This is a genomic window from Photobacterium proteolyticum (genome assembly GCF_001939735.1).
Lineage (GTDB): Bacteria > Pseudomonadota > Gammaproteobacteria > Enterobacterales > Vibrionaceae > Photobacterium > Photobacterium proteolyticum.
Map to the genome: position 1 here is coordinate 130,575 of NZ_MJIL01000076.1, position 14,604 is coordinate 145,178.

The window sequence follows — 14,604 nt, forward strand, 5'->3', positions numbered from 1 at the left end:
TTCACCTGTTCATGTCTGTAGCACTACAGGCCAATTAGCCCGAGACAATACTATGATTCTACACGGTGCCTCCATTTCTCCGTTTGTCAGAAAAATCATGCTCGCGCTTTCCTACAAAGGGATTGCCTATGATCTGCAGCCTCTTAACCCCTATCTAGAAAAAGAACTGGCTCAGAAGCGCCACCCGATGGGCAAGGTGCCGGTCCTCGAGCATGACGGCAGCAACATCATGGACTCGACGGTCATCGCCCACTACCTTGATGATATTTTCCCGGTCCCTCCCCTCTATCCCGGCTCGGCGGCGGCGCGCGCCCAGGTACGCTGGCTGGAAGAATATGCCGATACCCGACTCACATCACTCATCGGCGGGGTACTTTTCTACCAAAAAATCATGCGCGGAAAAATGCTGAACAAAGATGTGGACCAACAGGCCATCAAGCAATGCCTTGAGCACCACCTGCCACAGGTCCTGGATTACGTAGAAGAGCAGCTGCCAGTTGAAGGGTATGTCGCCGGACACTTTTCGATGGCTGAAATCAGTTTATGGAGTGTATTTCGCAGTGGCTGGATGGCCGGGCTAAGACTAACCCACTACCCGAAATTGCAGGCCTATCTTGCCAATATTGAACAGGAACCCTGGATAGCGAATTTAATCAGCGAAGAAGATCATGAGCTCAGCGGTTTTTATTGTGAACCCATGATCTTTGACAACCATGTCGGTTAGCCCAAGGAAATATTATTAGTTGTCGTTACTCAGAGTTGACTGTGGTCGAAGCGAGCGATATCGTCAGGCTCCGGCACCCCGAAATCGCGTTTCAGCTCTGCTTTCGACTTAAATTTGATTTCTCCCCCGGCCTCAACTGACATATGCTCGGCATCGGTATTATGGCGGGACTGATAAATCATCACGGCTTGCATCGCCGAGTCGCGCTGCTCCTGGGTGAGCGGCGTACCATCGGGCCACTTACCAATCTCTACTGCCGTGGTGATGCGCTGATACACTTCCGGGGTCATCACTTTTAATAGTTGTTCTAGTTCCATATGCAGGCTTCCTATCTGATGGTGCGTTGGCTCCATCTTTATAATTCTAATCAAGTATCGAGCTGGGAGTAATACCAATTACATCCCAAAGCGCCAACTACCGGTCAGTTTTTTTGCTCCTCAGATCACAATGCGAAAAAAATCTGAGCCTTTGGCTTTTTTTCAATATACATCGGTTAAGATAACACCATAGTCAGTCGCTAAATTCTATTAGACACTCAAAGTAATCTATTACCCAATATGAGCATTGCCCGTAGATCAACAACATTAGTAAAACTATCGCTGGCAGCAGTAAGCCTAACGCTGCTTAGCGGCTGCTTTGAACGCCACCGTTCAACAGAAAGCCTATGCGAAAAGTATCCGGAGATCTGCGAGAGCACTAACCTGAATGATGGTCAGTGCCGCCTTCAGCGCACCAACCTAATTTGGCAACGCTATGATGTGCAGAAAAACCCTGTCGCCGAAGAGAAATTTAAAGAGCTTAAATTCACCTACGATTACCAAAAGTGCCTGGAATACGCTGCTCGAATCGAGCCGACAGAACTGAAAGAGCGCAAAACCCTGCGAACAAGAGCCCTCATTAATAGCTATAAGTCGATTGCAAGGTTGTCCGAGGAACTCGCAAAGTCCGATGATCCTGAAATTATCTATTACCGCTGGAGCCAGGGCGAAAAAGGGGCATTACGTCAGTTTTTGCAGCTTGAAGGCACCCCAGCTCTTGAAACACCCGAGCTACAGCTTGCACTGGCAACCTATTACACCGACAAAGACAAAGCAAAGACAATCCAGCTGCTTAAGCATGCCCTGGAGCTATATGAGCGCGGACAGATTATTAAACCAGAAATCATCCAGTCTCTGGCAACGTTGTCCCATCAGACAGAATCGATCACCAACGCCTACCTGTGGGCAAGAGTCGGCACCGAACTCGGGGCTTCCGTCGTCAGCCAGGAGAAGCTAATCAGCTTTTACCCAATGCCTGACGACGAGCGACAAGCAATAGATCTTCAAGCTCAGAAGATATCGAAGGCGCTGGAGAAAGGAAACTTCAGAGCCAGCATGGCCAATTAAGTCTGCTGACTGATGTCTAAAGCCTCTCTCGCTGGGGGGATAAATGCAAAAGGGCCCAACGAGCCCTTTTTCAAACAATCAAATCTGTAATTACTTTTCAACCGTAGCGTTTGGCTGAAAGGCCAGTGACACTGAGTTGACACAATATCGTTCACCCGTTGTTTTCGGTCCATCAGGAAAAACATGCCCTAAATGACTGTCACAATAGGCGCAGCGGATCTCGATGCGCTGCATGCCATGGCTGTTGTCTTTCAAATAACGAATTGCATCAGTACTGATCGGTGCATCGAAACTTGGCCATCCGCATCCTGAGTCATATTTGTTCCCTGATTGAAACAAGGGCTTGTTACAGCAAGTACAGTGGTATATCCCCGTATCGCGGTTATGAAGCAAGGTTCCAGAAAATGGACGCTCGGTTCCTCGTTCACGGCAAATATGATATTGCTCCGCCGTTAAATTATCGCGCCAATAAGCATCTGATTTATCTGACATTACTTATCCTATCTGTATTTATCCATCACTGGGCCAAGCAAAATTATTTGCCAATCAAGCGAACTGTAGCACATACTTCCTGCTCGAAAGGATTTTACATGTACGTGCTCATTTAAGCATATTTTAGATGAGCGGAGTGTGGATATTAAAAGTTAACAACAGCAATGATGGATATTCATACAAGTATTGTATGAAATTGCATCGTTGTAGTGGGAATGTAAAAAAAATCCGAACTTTTTTTTGACCTCACGCAATTTAAGTTCGTTTTTGGCTTGCAGGGTCACCCAAGATTCTGTAATTTTACTACCAGTTATCTTTCATTAGAAATTAAGTTGTGGAGCAACTGTAATGACTATCAAAGTAGGTATTAACGGTTTTGGCCGTATTGGACGTTTCGTTTTCCGTGCTGCAGTAGAGCGCAATGACATCGAAGTTGTTGGTATCAACGACCTTATCGACGTTGAATACATGGCATACATGCTGAAGTACGATTCAACTCACGGCCGTTTCAACGGTACTGTTGAAGTTGAAGGCGGTAACCTAATCGTTAACGGCAAAACAGTTCGCGTAACTGCAGAGCGCAACCCAACTGACCTTAAGTGGGACGAAATCGGTGTTGACGTTGTTGCTGAAGCAACAGGTATTTTCCTAACTGACGAAACTGCTCGTCAGCACATCACTGCTGGTGCGAAGAAGGTTGTTCTAACTGGTCCTTCTAAAGACGCAACTCCAATGATCGTTATGGGTGTTAACCAAGACACTTACGCAGGTCAGGACATCGTTTCTAACGCTTCTTGTACTACTAACTGCCTAGCGCCAATCGCTAAAGTTCTTAACGACAAGTTCGGTATCGAGTCTGGTCTGATGACTACTGTTCACGCAACTACTGCTACTCAGAAGACTGTTGACGGTCCTTCTGCTAAAGACTGGCGTGGTGGTCGTGGTGCTTCTCAGAACATCATCCCTTCTTCAACTGGTGCTGCTAAAGCTGTAGGCGTTGTTCTTCCTGAACTAAACGGCAAACTAACTGGTATGGCTTTCCGCGTACCAACTGCTAACGTTTCTGTAGTTGACCTAACAGTTAACCTGAAAACTGGCGCATCTTACGAAGCTATCTGTGCAGCAATGAAAGAAGCTTCTGAAGGCGAGCTGAAAGGCGTTCTAGGTTACACTGAAGATGCAGTAGTATCTCAGGACTTCATCGGTGAAGTTCAGACTTCTGTATTCGATGCTAAAGCTGGTATCGCTCTAACTGATAACTTCGTTAAAGTTGTATCTTGGTACGACAACGAAATCGGTTACTCAAACAAAGTTCTAGACCTAATCGCTCACATCTCTAAGTAATGTAAGCTTTTAGCAAGAATGACAAAAGGCGGCTTAATAGCCGCCTTTTTTGTATGCTGAGTTCAGAGCACCTCTATTCAACAAACACAGCAATGACAAAAAAGTACCTACATATTTAACAAATTTATTTTAATTTTTACTGATATTTTTTAAATAAAATTAAGTCCCTATTTCATTGGTATTTCCTTTCATCTCGTCGAGATGCCAATCAAATAAGCATTGACCCGATTACAACCTGTGAGGAATGAAGATCTTATGGATTTACGTAACCTTCCGACAATTTCAGCACTATCTGACGCAGTCACGATCTGTGAGTTCCAGGGCATCAAAATTGTACGTGTAATTCACCAGCTGGCCGAGGCCGGTATTTCCCTCCACGGCGGCCACCTGATTTGGTACAAGCCTGCAGGAGAGAAAGACGTCATCTGGCTTAGCGAAAAGGCTGAATTCGATACGGCAAAAGCCATCCGCGGTGGTGTACCTGTCTGCTGGCCTTGGTTCGGTAAAGTAGCGACACCTTCTCACGGCTTTGCACGTAATAGCCAGTGGACGCTAAATCAGCACCGTGAAAATGAACAGGGTGTGATTGTGTCACTGACACTGGAAGACACCGAGGCGACCCGCGCTATCTGGCCTAATAAATTCCACAATGAGATTACCTTTGAAATTGGTCGCGAACTGACAGTCAGCCTGACCTCGACCAATACCGATAAGCATTCCTGGTCATTCACCGGTGCGCTGCACACCTACTTTAACGTGGCTGCTATCGGCGACATCGCTGTAACGGGCATGGGTGAAGCTTACCTAGATAGCACCAAAGGCAACGAAGCCTGTACTGGCGGCAATACGCTGACATTCAACGCTGAAACAGATCGCGTTTATACCTCGCCAGCTAATCCGGTTGTCATTGATGACAAGGCCCATCAGAGACAACTTCTGGTTACTAACCAGGGCCATGATGCTGCAGTTATCTGGAATCCATGGCAGGCACTATCTGTCAGCATGGGGGATATGGCAGACAACAGCTTTGAGACAATGGTCTGTGTCGAATCCGCCATCCACGAGCAAGCCATCGAATTGGCACCGGGTGAATCCCACACGCTCAGCACGCAGATAACAGTGCAGAAGTAATAGCAGTCACTGCTTTCAATGCCGCCATCTCGGCGGCATTGCCTTAATTAGCAACATTCACTGAGCCTCGTCCCTAGGCAAGCATATGCGTGTTTGTTTCAATGAGTACCCAGCCATTGCCATCCGGATCGGCAAACGTCGCAAACCGCCCGCCAATAATGGTGACAATCTCAGAAAGGGGCACTCCCCTGCCCGTCAGTTCGCTGTGCGTGGTGTGGATATCATCCGTTTGCACAACCAGCCCCTGAACAGATCCTGCCTTCATGCCGCCAAATGGTATGACTAGACTGATTGTCGTCTCAGCCCCTTTCGGTGCCAGCTGGATCCAGCGCTTATGGTTATCGGCGTGATGATCGCGTATCAGCTCAAACCCTAAGGCATCACGATAAAAGAGCAAGGCCTGACTCTGGTCTGAGACCGGAATCGAAACTGTATCAACACGTGAAATCCCCATAAATCAAGCTCCCCCGTTCCACAAATTACTTCTCTAGCATATGTCAGGGGGATCGATTTCGCCCTCCAAAAAAGCCGTTATCGCAAATATTTGACAGCTTGGATGCGGGCTACTTTCACTACGATCTTCAAATTTTGTTCTGAAAAAGGAAAACAATTCGTCACAAACTCACTTTGAACAAAAAAACCACATCAAGCTAAACAAAGCACTTTATGGCACATTTTTGCACAATGAAAAGCTTTACATTTAGGCGGTAAAACCAGTAATGAAACAATATCCCTGATTTGCGACTCAACTTTCCCGCAGCGACCGAGATCACAATATCGCAACAAAATCGACGCTATTTTTTAAACAAATCCGCTTGCGATTCCCAATTTATAGGAGGATAGTAAGAATATGTTCAAAAAACATTCAGTTCGTTAGGCAAGGACAAAAGGGAAATTTAGTTTATAAACCAACAACTCAGTGAAGCAATTTGATCAGTTAGGTCTAGTCTTAAGATATGAGGGATGTGAAAGTTAATTGTTTTCGTCCTTTCTAATTGATTGAAGAACGATTCAGGGGGCATACCATGAGTATTTTTGACCACTATCGTCAACGCTATGAAGAAGCCAAGGATGAAGAGCTTTCATTGCAAGAATTCCTTGAAATCTGTCGTAATGACCGCAGTGCTTACGTCAATGCTGCAGAACGCTTGCTGATGGCAATCGGCGAACCAGAAATGATTGATACCGCTCAAGACCCACGTTTGAGCCGTCTATTCTCCAACCGCGTCATTTCCCGTTACAAAACGTTTGAAGACTTCTACGGCATGGAAGATGCCATTGAACAAATCGTTTCTTACCTCAAGCACGCGGCACAAGGCTTGGAAGAGCGCAAACAAATCCTATACCTATTAGGTCCAGTTGGTGGCGGTAAGTCATCACTGGCCGAAAAGCTTAAGAGTCTGATGCAGAAAGTACCTGTGTATGTACTGACAGCAAACGGCGAACGCAGCCCGGTTAACGACCACCCTTTCTGCCTGTTCGATAAAAATGAAGACGGAGACATCCTCAATAAAGAATTTGGCATTCCAGAGCGCTATCTTAACAACATCATGTCACCATGGGCTGCCAAACGCCTGCACGAATTTGGCGGTGATATTACTAAATTCAAAGTCGTCAAAGTCCGCCCGTCTATTCTCGATCAGGTCGGTATCGCCAAAACCGAACCCGGTGACGAAAACAACCAGGATATCTCATCACTGGTCGGTAAAGTCGACATCCGCCAGCTTGAGCACTTCTCTCAGGATGACCCGGATGCCTACAGCTATTCCGGTGCTCTCTGTAAGGCCAACCAGGGTCTGATGGAGTTCGTCGAGATGTTCAAGGCGCCATTGAAAGTGCTGCACCCGTTGCTGACAGCAACGCAGGAAGGCAACTACAACGGTACCGAAGGGCTTTCTGCATTGCCGTTTGACGGTATTATTCTGGCCCACTCCAACGAATCTGAGTGGCAGACGTTCCGTAACAACAAAAACAACGAGGCCTTCCTTGACCGAGTCTACATCGTCAAAGTGCCTTATTGTCTGCGTGTATCGGAAGAAATCCGCATTTACGAAAAACTGCTTCAGAACAGTGAATTGTCAGCCGCACCTTGCTCGCCAAGCACCCTGGAAATTCTGGCGCGCTTCACCGTGTTGTCTCGCCTGAAAGAGCCGGAAAACTCCAGCCTTTACTCGAAAATGCGTGTCTATGACGGTGAAACCCTGAAGGATACGGATCCGAAAGCCAAGTCTTACCAGGAGTACCGTGACTACGCCGGTGTCGATGAAGGTATGGCCGGTCTGTCGACCCGATTCGCCTTCAAGATCCTGTCGCGAGTCTTTAACTTCGATCATTCCGAAGTGGCAGCCAACCCCGTTCATCTGTTCTATGTACTGGAACAGCAAATTGAACGAGAGCAGTTCCCGCAGGAAATGGCAGAAAAATACCTCGAGCATTTAAAAGGTTACCTGACACCGAAGTATGTCGAGTTCATCGGCAAAGAAATCCAGACCGCTTATCTCGAGTCCTACTCCGAATACGGTCAGAACATCTTTGACCGCTATGTCAGCTATGCCGACTTCTGGATTCAGGATCAGGAATACCGCGATCCGGAAACCGGTCAGTTGTTCGACCGCTCGGCGCTGAACAACGAGCTTGAGAAAATCGAGAAGCCTGCCGGAATCAGCAACCCGAAAGACTTCCGTAATGAGATCGTTAACTTCGTACTGCGTGCCCGTGCCAGCAATGCCGGCAAGAACCCGAACTGGACCAGCTACGAGAAGCTTCGTACCGTAATCGAGAAAAAAATGTTCTCGAATACCGAAGAGCTGCTTCCTGTCATCTCGTTTAATGCCAAGACATCCACCGATGAGCAGAAAAAACACGATGACTTCGTGGCTCGCATGATGGAAAAAGGCTACACCCGCAAGCAAGTGCGCCTGCTATCCGAATGGTATCTGCGCGTACGCAAGTCGTCGTAGCCTGCCACGGAATTATGGGATGAATAAGGGGAGAGCTTATGGGGCATTTTATAGACCGAAGGCTCAACGGTAAAAACAAAAGCACGGTGAACCGTCAGCGTTTTCTGCGCCGCCATAAACAGCAGATCAAGGAATCGATCGCTGATGCGGTAAACAAACGCTCGATCACCGATGTCGAAAGCGGCGAGGATATTACCATACCTTCCCGCGACATCCGCGAGCCAAGCTTTCACCAAGGCCGTGGTGGACAACGTGAAGTTGTCCACCCGGGCAATGACCAGTTCAGCCCCGGAGATCGTATTGAACGCCCCCAGGGAGGGGCGGGTCAAGGCGGTGCCGGTGAGGGACAGGCCAGCCCTGACGGTGAAGGCCAGGATGAATTTGTTTTCCAGATTTCAAAGGATGAATACCTTGATTTGCTTTTCGAAGATCTGGAACTGCCAAACCTGGAAAAAAACCAGCTCAATAAAATCGTTGAGTGGAAAACATTCCGCTCCGGCTATAAATCTTCCGGAGTACCGGCCAACATTGCCATCGTGAAATCGTTGCAAAATTCGCTGGCTCGCCGGACAGCAATGACGGCCGCCAAACGTCGTCAGCTAAGGGAGCTGGAACAAGCGCTAGATTATTTGATGAATACCGAACCGGCCCAGCCACTCGAAGAAGATCGGGTGAAACGGGAGATTCAGGCCCTGCGGGAAAAAATCAGCAGCGTGCCCTTCATCGATACCTTTGACTTACGCTACAAGAATTACGAACGTCGGCCACTACCCACCAGCCAGGCAGTGATGTTCTGCCTGATGGACGTATCCGGCTCGATGGATCAGGCGACCAAGGATATGGCAAAGCGCTTCTATATCTTGTTGTACCTGTTCCTCAACCGAACCTACAAAAATGTTGATGTAGTCTTTATTCGCCACCACACCCAGGCTAAGGAAGTAGACGAGCATGAGTTCTTCTACTCTCAGGAAACCGGGGGCACGATTGTATCTAGTGCATTGCGAATGATGGATGACATCGTCAAGAAACGTTACTCACCGGCTGAGTGGAATATCTATGCGGCACAAGCCTCAGATGGTGATAACTGGGCTGATGATTCACCCGGCTGTCGAGAACTGCTGGACAAGCATATCCTGCCAGTCAGCCGTTATTATTCCTACATCGAGATCACCCGCCGGGCACACCAGACATTATGGCGGGAGTATGAGGCACTGCAGGCAAGCCACAGCAACTTTGCGATGCAAAACATAAGGAGTGTGGAAGACATCTTCCCGGTATTCCGGGAGCTATTCAAGAAACAAGTGAATTAGATGTCAGCAAGCGCTATAGGGGAGTGTGTTATGGTAACAACCACTAAGTCAAAAACACTCAGTGATGGTCCTGACTGGACGTTTGACCTGCTTGAGCAGTATCACACGGAAATTAAACGCGTCGCCGATCACTATCGGCTTGACGCCTATCCTAACCAGATCGAAATCATCACTGCTGAACAGATGATGGATGCCTATTCCAGTATCGGGATGCCCATCAACTACCATCATTGGTCTTTCGGGAAGCGCTTTATCGAAACGGAGCGTGGCTACAAACACGGCCAAATGGGGTTGGCCTACGAGATTGTGATTAACTCGGATCCCTGTATCGCTTACCTGATGGAAGAAAATACGATAACCATGCAGGCACTGGTCATGGCCCATGCCTGCTATGGTCACAACTCGTTCTTCAAGGGCAACTACCTGTTTAAAACCTGGACCGATGCCAGCTCAATCATCGACTACTTGCTCTTTGCCCGCAAATACATCACTGAATGCGAAGAAAAATACGGCGTCGATGAGGTCGAGAGACTGCTCGACTCTTGTCATGCGCTCATGAATTACGGTGTGGATCGCTATAAGCGCCCGCAAAAAATTTCACTCGTCGAGGAAAAGGCCCGGCAAAAGGCACGGGAAGATTACCTGCAAACCCAAGTCAACGCACTGTGGCGTACCATTCCTATCCAGGAAGAAAAAGAACTCAAGACAGAAGAAGCGCGTTACCCCCATGAACCCCAGGAAAACATCCTGTATTTCATCGAGAAGCATGCGCCGCTGTTGGAGCCATGGCAGCGTGAAATAGTCCGTATCGTGCGTAAAGTCAGCCAGTATTTCTACCCGCAGAAACAAACGCAGGTGATGAACGAAGGCTGGGCGACTTTCTGGCACTATACCATCCTCAACCACCTCTATGACGAAGGCCTGGTTACCGATCGATTTATTATCGAGTTTCTTCACAGCCATACCAATGTTGTCGCTCAGCCGGACTACAACAGTCCGTATTATAGCGGTATCAATCCGTATGCCCTGGGCTTTGCCATGTTCCAAGACATCCGCAGAATCTGTGAAAACCCGACGGAGGAAGACAAATACTGGTTCCCGGACATTGCAGGGGCTGACTGGCTGGATACCGTGCACTTTGCGATGGAGAATTTCAAAGACGAAAGCTTCATCAGCCAGTACCTGTCACCGAAAGTGATGCGTGATTTTAAACTCTTCGCCGTAGATGACGACGACCGCCACAACTACGTCGAGGTCAGCGCCATTCACAATGAGGAAGGTTACCGGATGATCCGCGAGAAGCTCTCGTCCCAGTACAACCTCAGCAATAATGAGCCGAATATTCAGGTGTGGAATGTGGCGCTGAAAGGTGATCGCTCACTCACCCTAAGGTATGTACCGCACAACAGGATTCCCTTAGCAGACAGCCATACGGAAGTACTAAAACACATGTACCGCCTGTGGGGCTTCGATGTCACTCTGGAGGAAGAGATGCCCGACGGCAGAACGCAGATCCTCGGTACCTGCCCTGTTCGTAATCAATATGATTCAGAGATATAGCAACCAAAAACCACAAACAAAAAAGGAGATGCATTTGCATCTCCTTTTTACATTTACGACAATGTCGCCCCGAGCTTACTGCTCTTCCTCATACAGGTAGCGTGCAATCTCAACACGGTTGCTGTACCAAATCGCTCCGCTCTCGCGGCCATACTTCTTGATGCGATCGGCAACCAGCTCCGGCTGGTTATTGTCACAGTAAGACTTCATGTCGCGGTAGAAATCAAGTGCCAGTTCGCAGGCTTCCTTCGACATAAAGTAGTAACCACCAACACGGGTATAAATCTTGCGCAGGCCGTTAATCGTCAGAACATACAGGGTGTTGCCTGATTTCGCCGCCATCCCCTGGAACATACGGTAATCGTAGTAGTTAAACGCGCGGGCTCGGCAAATCGCTTCGCAAAGCTCCGGTTGATCTTTTCCGTATTTATCGACGATCTTCTTCACTTCCTGCATCAACTCTGTCTTTGCGTCGCTTGCTTCAACGAAGTCGGTAAAGTTGCCAGCCTTTAGCAAACTCTCGCAAGAAGTGATGATGTTAGCCAGCAATTGGCTAGCTTCTTCGCTGTTCCCCTTAACAGCATATCGCATATACACGCTGCTAATATCTGTTCGAGCAGAAAGCAGGTCTTCAAGTACCCCCTGAACATCTTGTCCGTCCAAAGTAATCAAAGTATCAAGAATGCTCAGGCCCGACGTGTCCATATAGTTGTTTACACGAGTCGGTTTGCCGTGCTGAATGGTCAACCAACCATCACGGGCAAGACGCTGCAGCACCTCACGAAGCGTCGTACGGGTAACACCAATCAGCTCGGACAGTTCCCGCTCAGCCGGAAGAATCGACCCCTGTGGGAAGTGATTATTCCAGATACTCTCTATGATATATTTCTCAGCAAATGTTGCTGGGCTATCAGCCTTTATAACCATCTGATTATTTTTCCAGTTGCTTCTTGCTTATATATTATTAACTCATCATACCACTAGTTAAGCAATGGGCGAAACTCTGCTGGGTATGTAAAAGACATGTTTTACTTTGCGCTTCAAAATTTGATAATGCTCAACGTTTCCTGCGAATTGTAAGCAAATATTTCAGAGCGTGGTAATCTACCGCCCTAAATCCCCGGTTTTGAGATGAGATATCAATAAATTAAACATCTTCCCATCTCACTACTTGACTGATCTAGATCAAACTGTACAGTTAGCACGATCTATCTCTGGGAGCTAAATGGAAGCTGCTGCCTGCTTTAAGTTAAAAACCATCAGGGAAATGATTTTTAGCTTAGGGGGTCTCATAAGAACACTTAACCACCAACTGGTTATCTTGGTCTCGGACTAATAGGCAAGTAGCAGCCGGCTCATCGAATAATTTGCGTATTTTGAGAGACCCAAGAACATGGCTATTTCGCTAGGGAACGCCTTCATCAAGAACTTTTTAGGCAAGGCTCCCGACTGGTACAAACTGGCAATCATCGCCTTCCTCATCATCAACCCAATCGTCTTTTTCCTAATCGACCCTTTTGTCGCAGGTTGGTTACTGGTCATTGAGTTTATCTTTACTCTTGCCATGGCCCTGAAATGTTACCCGCTACAACCCGGTGGTTTGCTGGCTATCGAAGCCGTAGCAATAGGAATGACCAGCCCCGAGCAGGTCAAACACGAACTGGTTGCCAACATCGAAGTCTTATTGCTACTGATCTTCATGGTTGCCGGTATCTACTTCATGAAGCAGCTACTGCTGTTCATTTTCACCAAGATACTGATCAACATCAAATCGAAGACACTGCTGTCGTTGTCGTTTGTTGTCATGGCCGCCTTTCTGTCCGCCTTCCTTGATGCACTGACCGTTATCGCGGTTGTGATCAGCGTGACCATTGGCTTCTACAGCATCTATCACAAGGTTGCCTCAGGCCGTGAACCCCATGCCTCACACGACCATACGACTGATTTGCATATCCGCGAAGTGAGCCGTAATGATCTGGAAAACTACCGTGCGTTCCTTCGCAGCCTGCTAATGCATGCCGGTATCGGTACCGCCCTGGGTGGCGTAATGACCATGGTGGGCGAACCCCAGAACCTGATCATTGCCGATCAGGCCGGTTGGCTGTTCGGTGAGTTCATCCTGCGCATGGCACCGGTCACGGTTCCTGTATTCTTGTGCGGCATAGTGACTTGCATACTGGTCGAAAAATTTCAGATTTGTGGTTACGGTACCCGCCTGCCGGAGAATGTCCGTAAAATTCTGGTTGATTTCGACGACGAAGAACGCAAGCGCCGCACCAACATTGATTACGCCAAGCTGGCTATCCAGGTTGTCATCGCGATATGGCTTATTCTTGGCCTTGCCCTGCACCTTGCAGCAGTCGGCCTGATTGGTCTGACGGTCATTATCCTGGCCACCTCTTTCACCGGCATTACTGAAGAACATGCACTGGGTAAAGCGTTCGAAGAGGCACTGCCGTTCACCGCGCTGCTTGCCGTTTTCTTCTCTATCGTTGCCGTTATTATCGACCAGCATTTGTTTGCACCGATTATCGAAATGGTACTCAGCCTTGAAGGCAGCGCCCAGATGACAATGTTCTACATTGCCAACGGCCTGCTATCGATGGTGTCGGATAATGTGTTCGTCGGTACGGTATACATTAACGAAGTGAAAACCGCATTGATTAATGGCGTCATCACCCGCGACCAGTTCGATATGTTGGCTGTTGCTATCAATACCGGTACCAACTTGCCGTCAGTGGCAACACCGAACGGTCAGGCTGCTTTCCTATTCGCATTGACGTCGGCGCTGGCTCCGTTGATTCGCCTGTCCTACGGCCGAATGGTATACATGGCCTTGCCGTATACCATTGTGCTGTCACTCGTTGGCCTAGCCGGTATAGAGTTTATGCTGGTTCCAATGACGGAGTGGTTCCACGACATGGGGTGGCTAAGTCACCATGTTGCGGAAGCTGCCTCACATATTGCACCTGCTACTGGACATTAATTGAATCTTTAGCAAAGATAAGTGTCAGAAATTACAAGTTCAAAGCCCTGATTTCTCAGGGCTTTGTTTTAAGTATAGGTGAGATCATTTCATGCAATTTCTGAATACCTTTTCCAAAAGCCGGTTATCCTGGCTATTACTGCTCATTTTCATTGTTTTCTTTGAAGCTTGCGCCCTGTTCTTCCAGCATGTCATGAAACTCGACCCATGTGTCATGTGTATCTATGAACGTGTCGCTATGATGGGAATAGGCTTTGCTGCCCTGCTTGGTATGATTGCCCCGCAAAACACCGTGATCCGCTGGACCGGGCTTGCCGGGTGGGGATACAGTGCCTATCAGGGGCTGGCTCTCGCCAACGAGCACGTCGGTTACCAGTTCAATCCGTCGCCTTTTGCAACCTGTGATTTGTTTGTGACGTTTCCGGAGTGGGCACCACTAAACCAGTGGGTTCCGTGGATGTTTGAAGCTACGGGTGACTGCAGTAAGGTGGTCTGGTCCTTCCTCGGTCAGTCCATGCCACAATGGCTGGTCATCATTTTTGCCGCTAACCTTGTGGTTCTGGCGCTCATTGTTATCGCGCAGTTCTTTGGCAAGAAAAAAGAAAGGTTCTAGAAACTAGAATCGTGGAAAGAATCGAGTAGGAGGAGGCCTCGCGGCCTCCGTCCTCTCACACCACCGTACAAGCGTGGGTCGCATACGGCGGTTCCGAAT

At 48.1% G+C, this 14,604-nt stretch carries 13 protein-coding genes; 9 read left to right on the forward strand and 4 right to left on the reverse strand.

The annotated features are described in order from the left end of the window. Window positions 1-52 precede the first annotated feature (52 nt). Complete coding sequence (locus BIT28_RS14480) at window positions 53-724, forward strand: glutathione S-transferase family protein (protein ID WP_075764894.1); 672 nt, start codon at window positions 53-55, stop codon at window positions 722-724. Between the two features lie 29 nt (window positions 725-753). On the opposite strand, the gene BIT28_RS14485 is transcribed toward BIT28_RS14480, so the two are convergent. After that, window positions 754-1,041 carry a YeaC family protein gene (locus tag BIT28_RS14485; protein ID WP_075764896.1) on the reverse strand — a complete coding sequence of 96 codons (288 nt, stop codon included), beginning with the start codon at window positions 1,039-1,041 and terminating at the stop codon, window positions 754-756. 240 nt (window positions 1,042-1,281) lie between these two features. Between BIT28_RS14485 and BIT28_RS14490 the strand changes: the two genes are divergently transcribed. Continuing rightward, a complete protein-coding gene (locus BIT28_RS14490) occupies window positions 1,282-2,109 on the forward strand; it encodes a DUF2989 domain-containing protein (RefSeq protein WP_075764898.1) in 828 nt (275 codons plus the stop codon). Window positions 2,110-2,199: 90 nt separating this feature from the next. Here the strand turns inward: BIT28_RS14490 and msrB are convergent, their stop codons facing one another. Further along, a complete protein-coding gene (gene msrB, locus BIT28_RS14495; RefSeq protein WP_075764900.1) occupies window positions 2,200-2,601 on the reverse strand; it encodes a peptide-methionine (R)-S-oxide reductase MsrB in 402 nt (133 codons plus the stop codon). Window positions 2,602-2,949: 348 nt separating this feature from the next. On the opposite strand from msrB, the gene gap reads away from it, so the two are divergent. Then, window positions 2,950-3,945: a type I glyceraldehyde-3-phosphate dehydrogenase gene (gene gap / locus BIT28_RS14500; RefSeq protein ID WP_075764902.1), complete on the forward strand. Its 996-nt coding sequence runs from the start codon at window positions 2,950-2,952 to the stop codon at window positions 3,943-3,945. 255 nt (window positions 3,946-4,200) lie between these two features. After that, on the forward strand, window positions 4,201-5,076 hold the full coding sequence (locus BIT28_RS14505) for a D-hexose-6-phosphate mutarotase (protein ID WP_075764904.1): 876 nt from the start codon (window positions 4,201-4,203) through the stop codon (window positions 5,074-5,076). 73 nt (window positions 5,077-5,149) lie between these two features. Here BIT28_RS14505 and BIT28_RS14510 read toward each other — a convergent pair whose 3' ends face one another. Further along, the gene (locus BIT28_RS14510; RefSeq protein ID WP_075764906.1) at window positions 5,150-5,530 is read right to left on the reverse strand and encodes a VOC family protein; all 381 of its coding nucleotides are present in this window, start codon (window positions 5,528-5,530) and stop codon (window positions 5,150-5,152) included. Between the two features lie 571 nt (window positions 5,531-6,101). On the opposite strand from BIT28_RS14510, the gene BIT28_RS14515 reads away from it, so the two are divergent. Genes BIT28_RS14515 through BIT28_RS14525 form a run of 3 tightly spaced genes read left to right on the forward strand, consistent with a single transcriptional unit; the run spans window position 6,102 to window position 10,906 of the window. Then, window positions 6,102-8,036, forward strand: a complete 1,935-nt coding sequence (locus tag BIT28_RS14515) for a PrkA family serine protein kinase (protein ID WP_075764908.1) — start codon at window positions 6,102-6,104, stop codon at window positions 8,034-8,036. Window positions 8,037-8,074: 38 nt separating this feature from the next. After that, the gene (locus tag BIT28_RS14520) at window positions 8,075-9,346 is read left to right on the forward strand and encodes a YeaH/YhbH family protein (protein WP_075764910.1); all 1,272 of its coding nucleotides are present in this window, start codon (window positions 8,075-8,077) and stop codon (window positions 9,344-9,346) included. Between the two features lie 30 nt (window positions 9,347-9,376). Beyond that, window positions 9,377-10,906 carry a SpoVR family protein gene (locus BIT28_RS14525; RefSeq protein ID WP_075764912.1) on the forward strand — a complete coding sequence of 510 codons (1,530 nt, stop codon included), beginning with the start codon at window positions 9,377-9,379 and terminating at the stop codon, window positions 10,904-10,906. Window positions 10,907-10,981: 75 nt separating this feature from the next. Here the strand turns inward: BIT28_RS14525 and fadR are convergent, their stop codons facing one another. After that, complete coding sequence (gene fadR / locus BIT28_RS14530; RefSeq protein ID WP_075764914.1) at window positions 10,982-11,833, reverse strand: fatty acid metabolism transcriptional regulator FadR; 852 nt, start codon at window positions 11,831-11,833, stop codon at window positions 10,982-10,984. Between the two features lie 466 nt (window positions 11,834-12,299). Between fadR and nhaB the strand changes: the two genes are divergently transcribed. Next, window positions 12,300-13,892 carry a Na(+)/H(+) antiporter NhaB gene (gene nhaB, locus BIT28_RS14535; protein ID WP_075764916.1) on the forward strand — a complete coding sequence of 531 codons (1,593 nt, stop codon included), beginning with the start codon at window positions 12,300-12,302 and terminating at the stop codon, window positions 13,890-13,892. A 91-nt stretch (window positions 13,893-13,983) separates the two neighbouring features. Next, entirely contained in the window at window positions 13,984-14,505 is a 522-nt protein-coding gene (dsbB, locus tag BIT28_RS14540; protein ID WP_075764918.1) for a disulfide bond formation protein DsbB, read from the forward strand. Window positions 14,506-14,604 lie beyond the last annotated feature (99 nt).

Excerpts from the sequence above, each read along its gene's own strand:
- BIT28_RS14480 (WP_075764894.1), top strand. The coding sequence starts at position 53 with ATGATTCTACACGGTGCCTCCATTTCTCCGTTTGTCAGAAAAATCATG.
- BIT28_RS14485 (WP_075764896.1), bottom strand. The coding sequence starts at position 1,041 with ATGGAACTAGAACAACTATTAAAAGTGATGACCCCGGAAGTGTATCAG.
- BIT28_RS14490 (WP_075764898.1), top strand. The coding sequence starts at position 1,282 with ATGAGCATTGCCCGTAGATCAACAACATTAGTAAAACTATCGCTGGCA.
- msrB (WP_075764900.1), bottom strand. The coding sequence starts at position 2,601 with ATGTCAGATAAATCAGATGCTTATTGGCGCGATAATTTAACGGCGGAG.
- gap (WP_075764902.1), top strand. The coding sequence starts at position 2,950 with ATGACTATCAAAGTAGGTATTAACGGTTTTGGCCGTATTGGACGTTTC.
- BIT28_RS14505 (WP_075764904.1), top strand. The coding sequence starts at position 4,201 with ATGGATTTACGTAACCTTCCGACAATTTCAGCACTATCTGACGCAGTC.
- BIT28_RS14510 (WP_075764906.1), bottom strand. The coding sequence starts at position 5,530 with ATGGGGATTTCACGTGTTGATACAGTTTCGATTCCGGTCTCAGACCAG.
- BIT28_RS14515 (WP_075764908.1), top strand. The coding sequence starts at position 6,102 with ATGAGTATTTTTGACCACTATCGTCAACGCTATGAAGAAGCCAAGGAT.
- BIT28_RS14520 (WP_075764910.1), top strand. The coding sequence starts at position 8,075 with ATGGGGCATTTTATAGACCGAAGGCTCAACGGTAAAAACAAAAGCACG.
- BIT28_RS14525 (WP_075764912.1), top strand. The coding sequence starts at position 9,377 with ATGGTAACAACCACTAAGTCAAAAACACTCAGTGATGGTCCTGACTGG.
- fadR (WP_075764914.1), bottom strand. The coding sequence starts at position 11,833 with ATGGTTATAAAGGCTGATAGCCCAGCAACATTTGCTGAGAAATATATC.
- nhaB (WP_075764916.1), top strand. The coding sequence starts at position 12,300 with ATGGCTATTTCGCTAGGGAACGCCTTCATCAAGAACTTTTTAGGCAAG.
- dsbB (WP_075764918.1), top strand. The coding sequence starts at position 13,984 with ATGCAATTTCTGAATACCTTTTCCAAAAGCCGGTTATCCTGGCTATTA.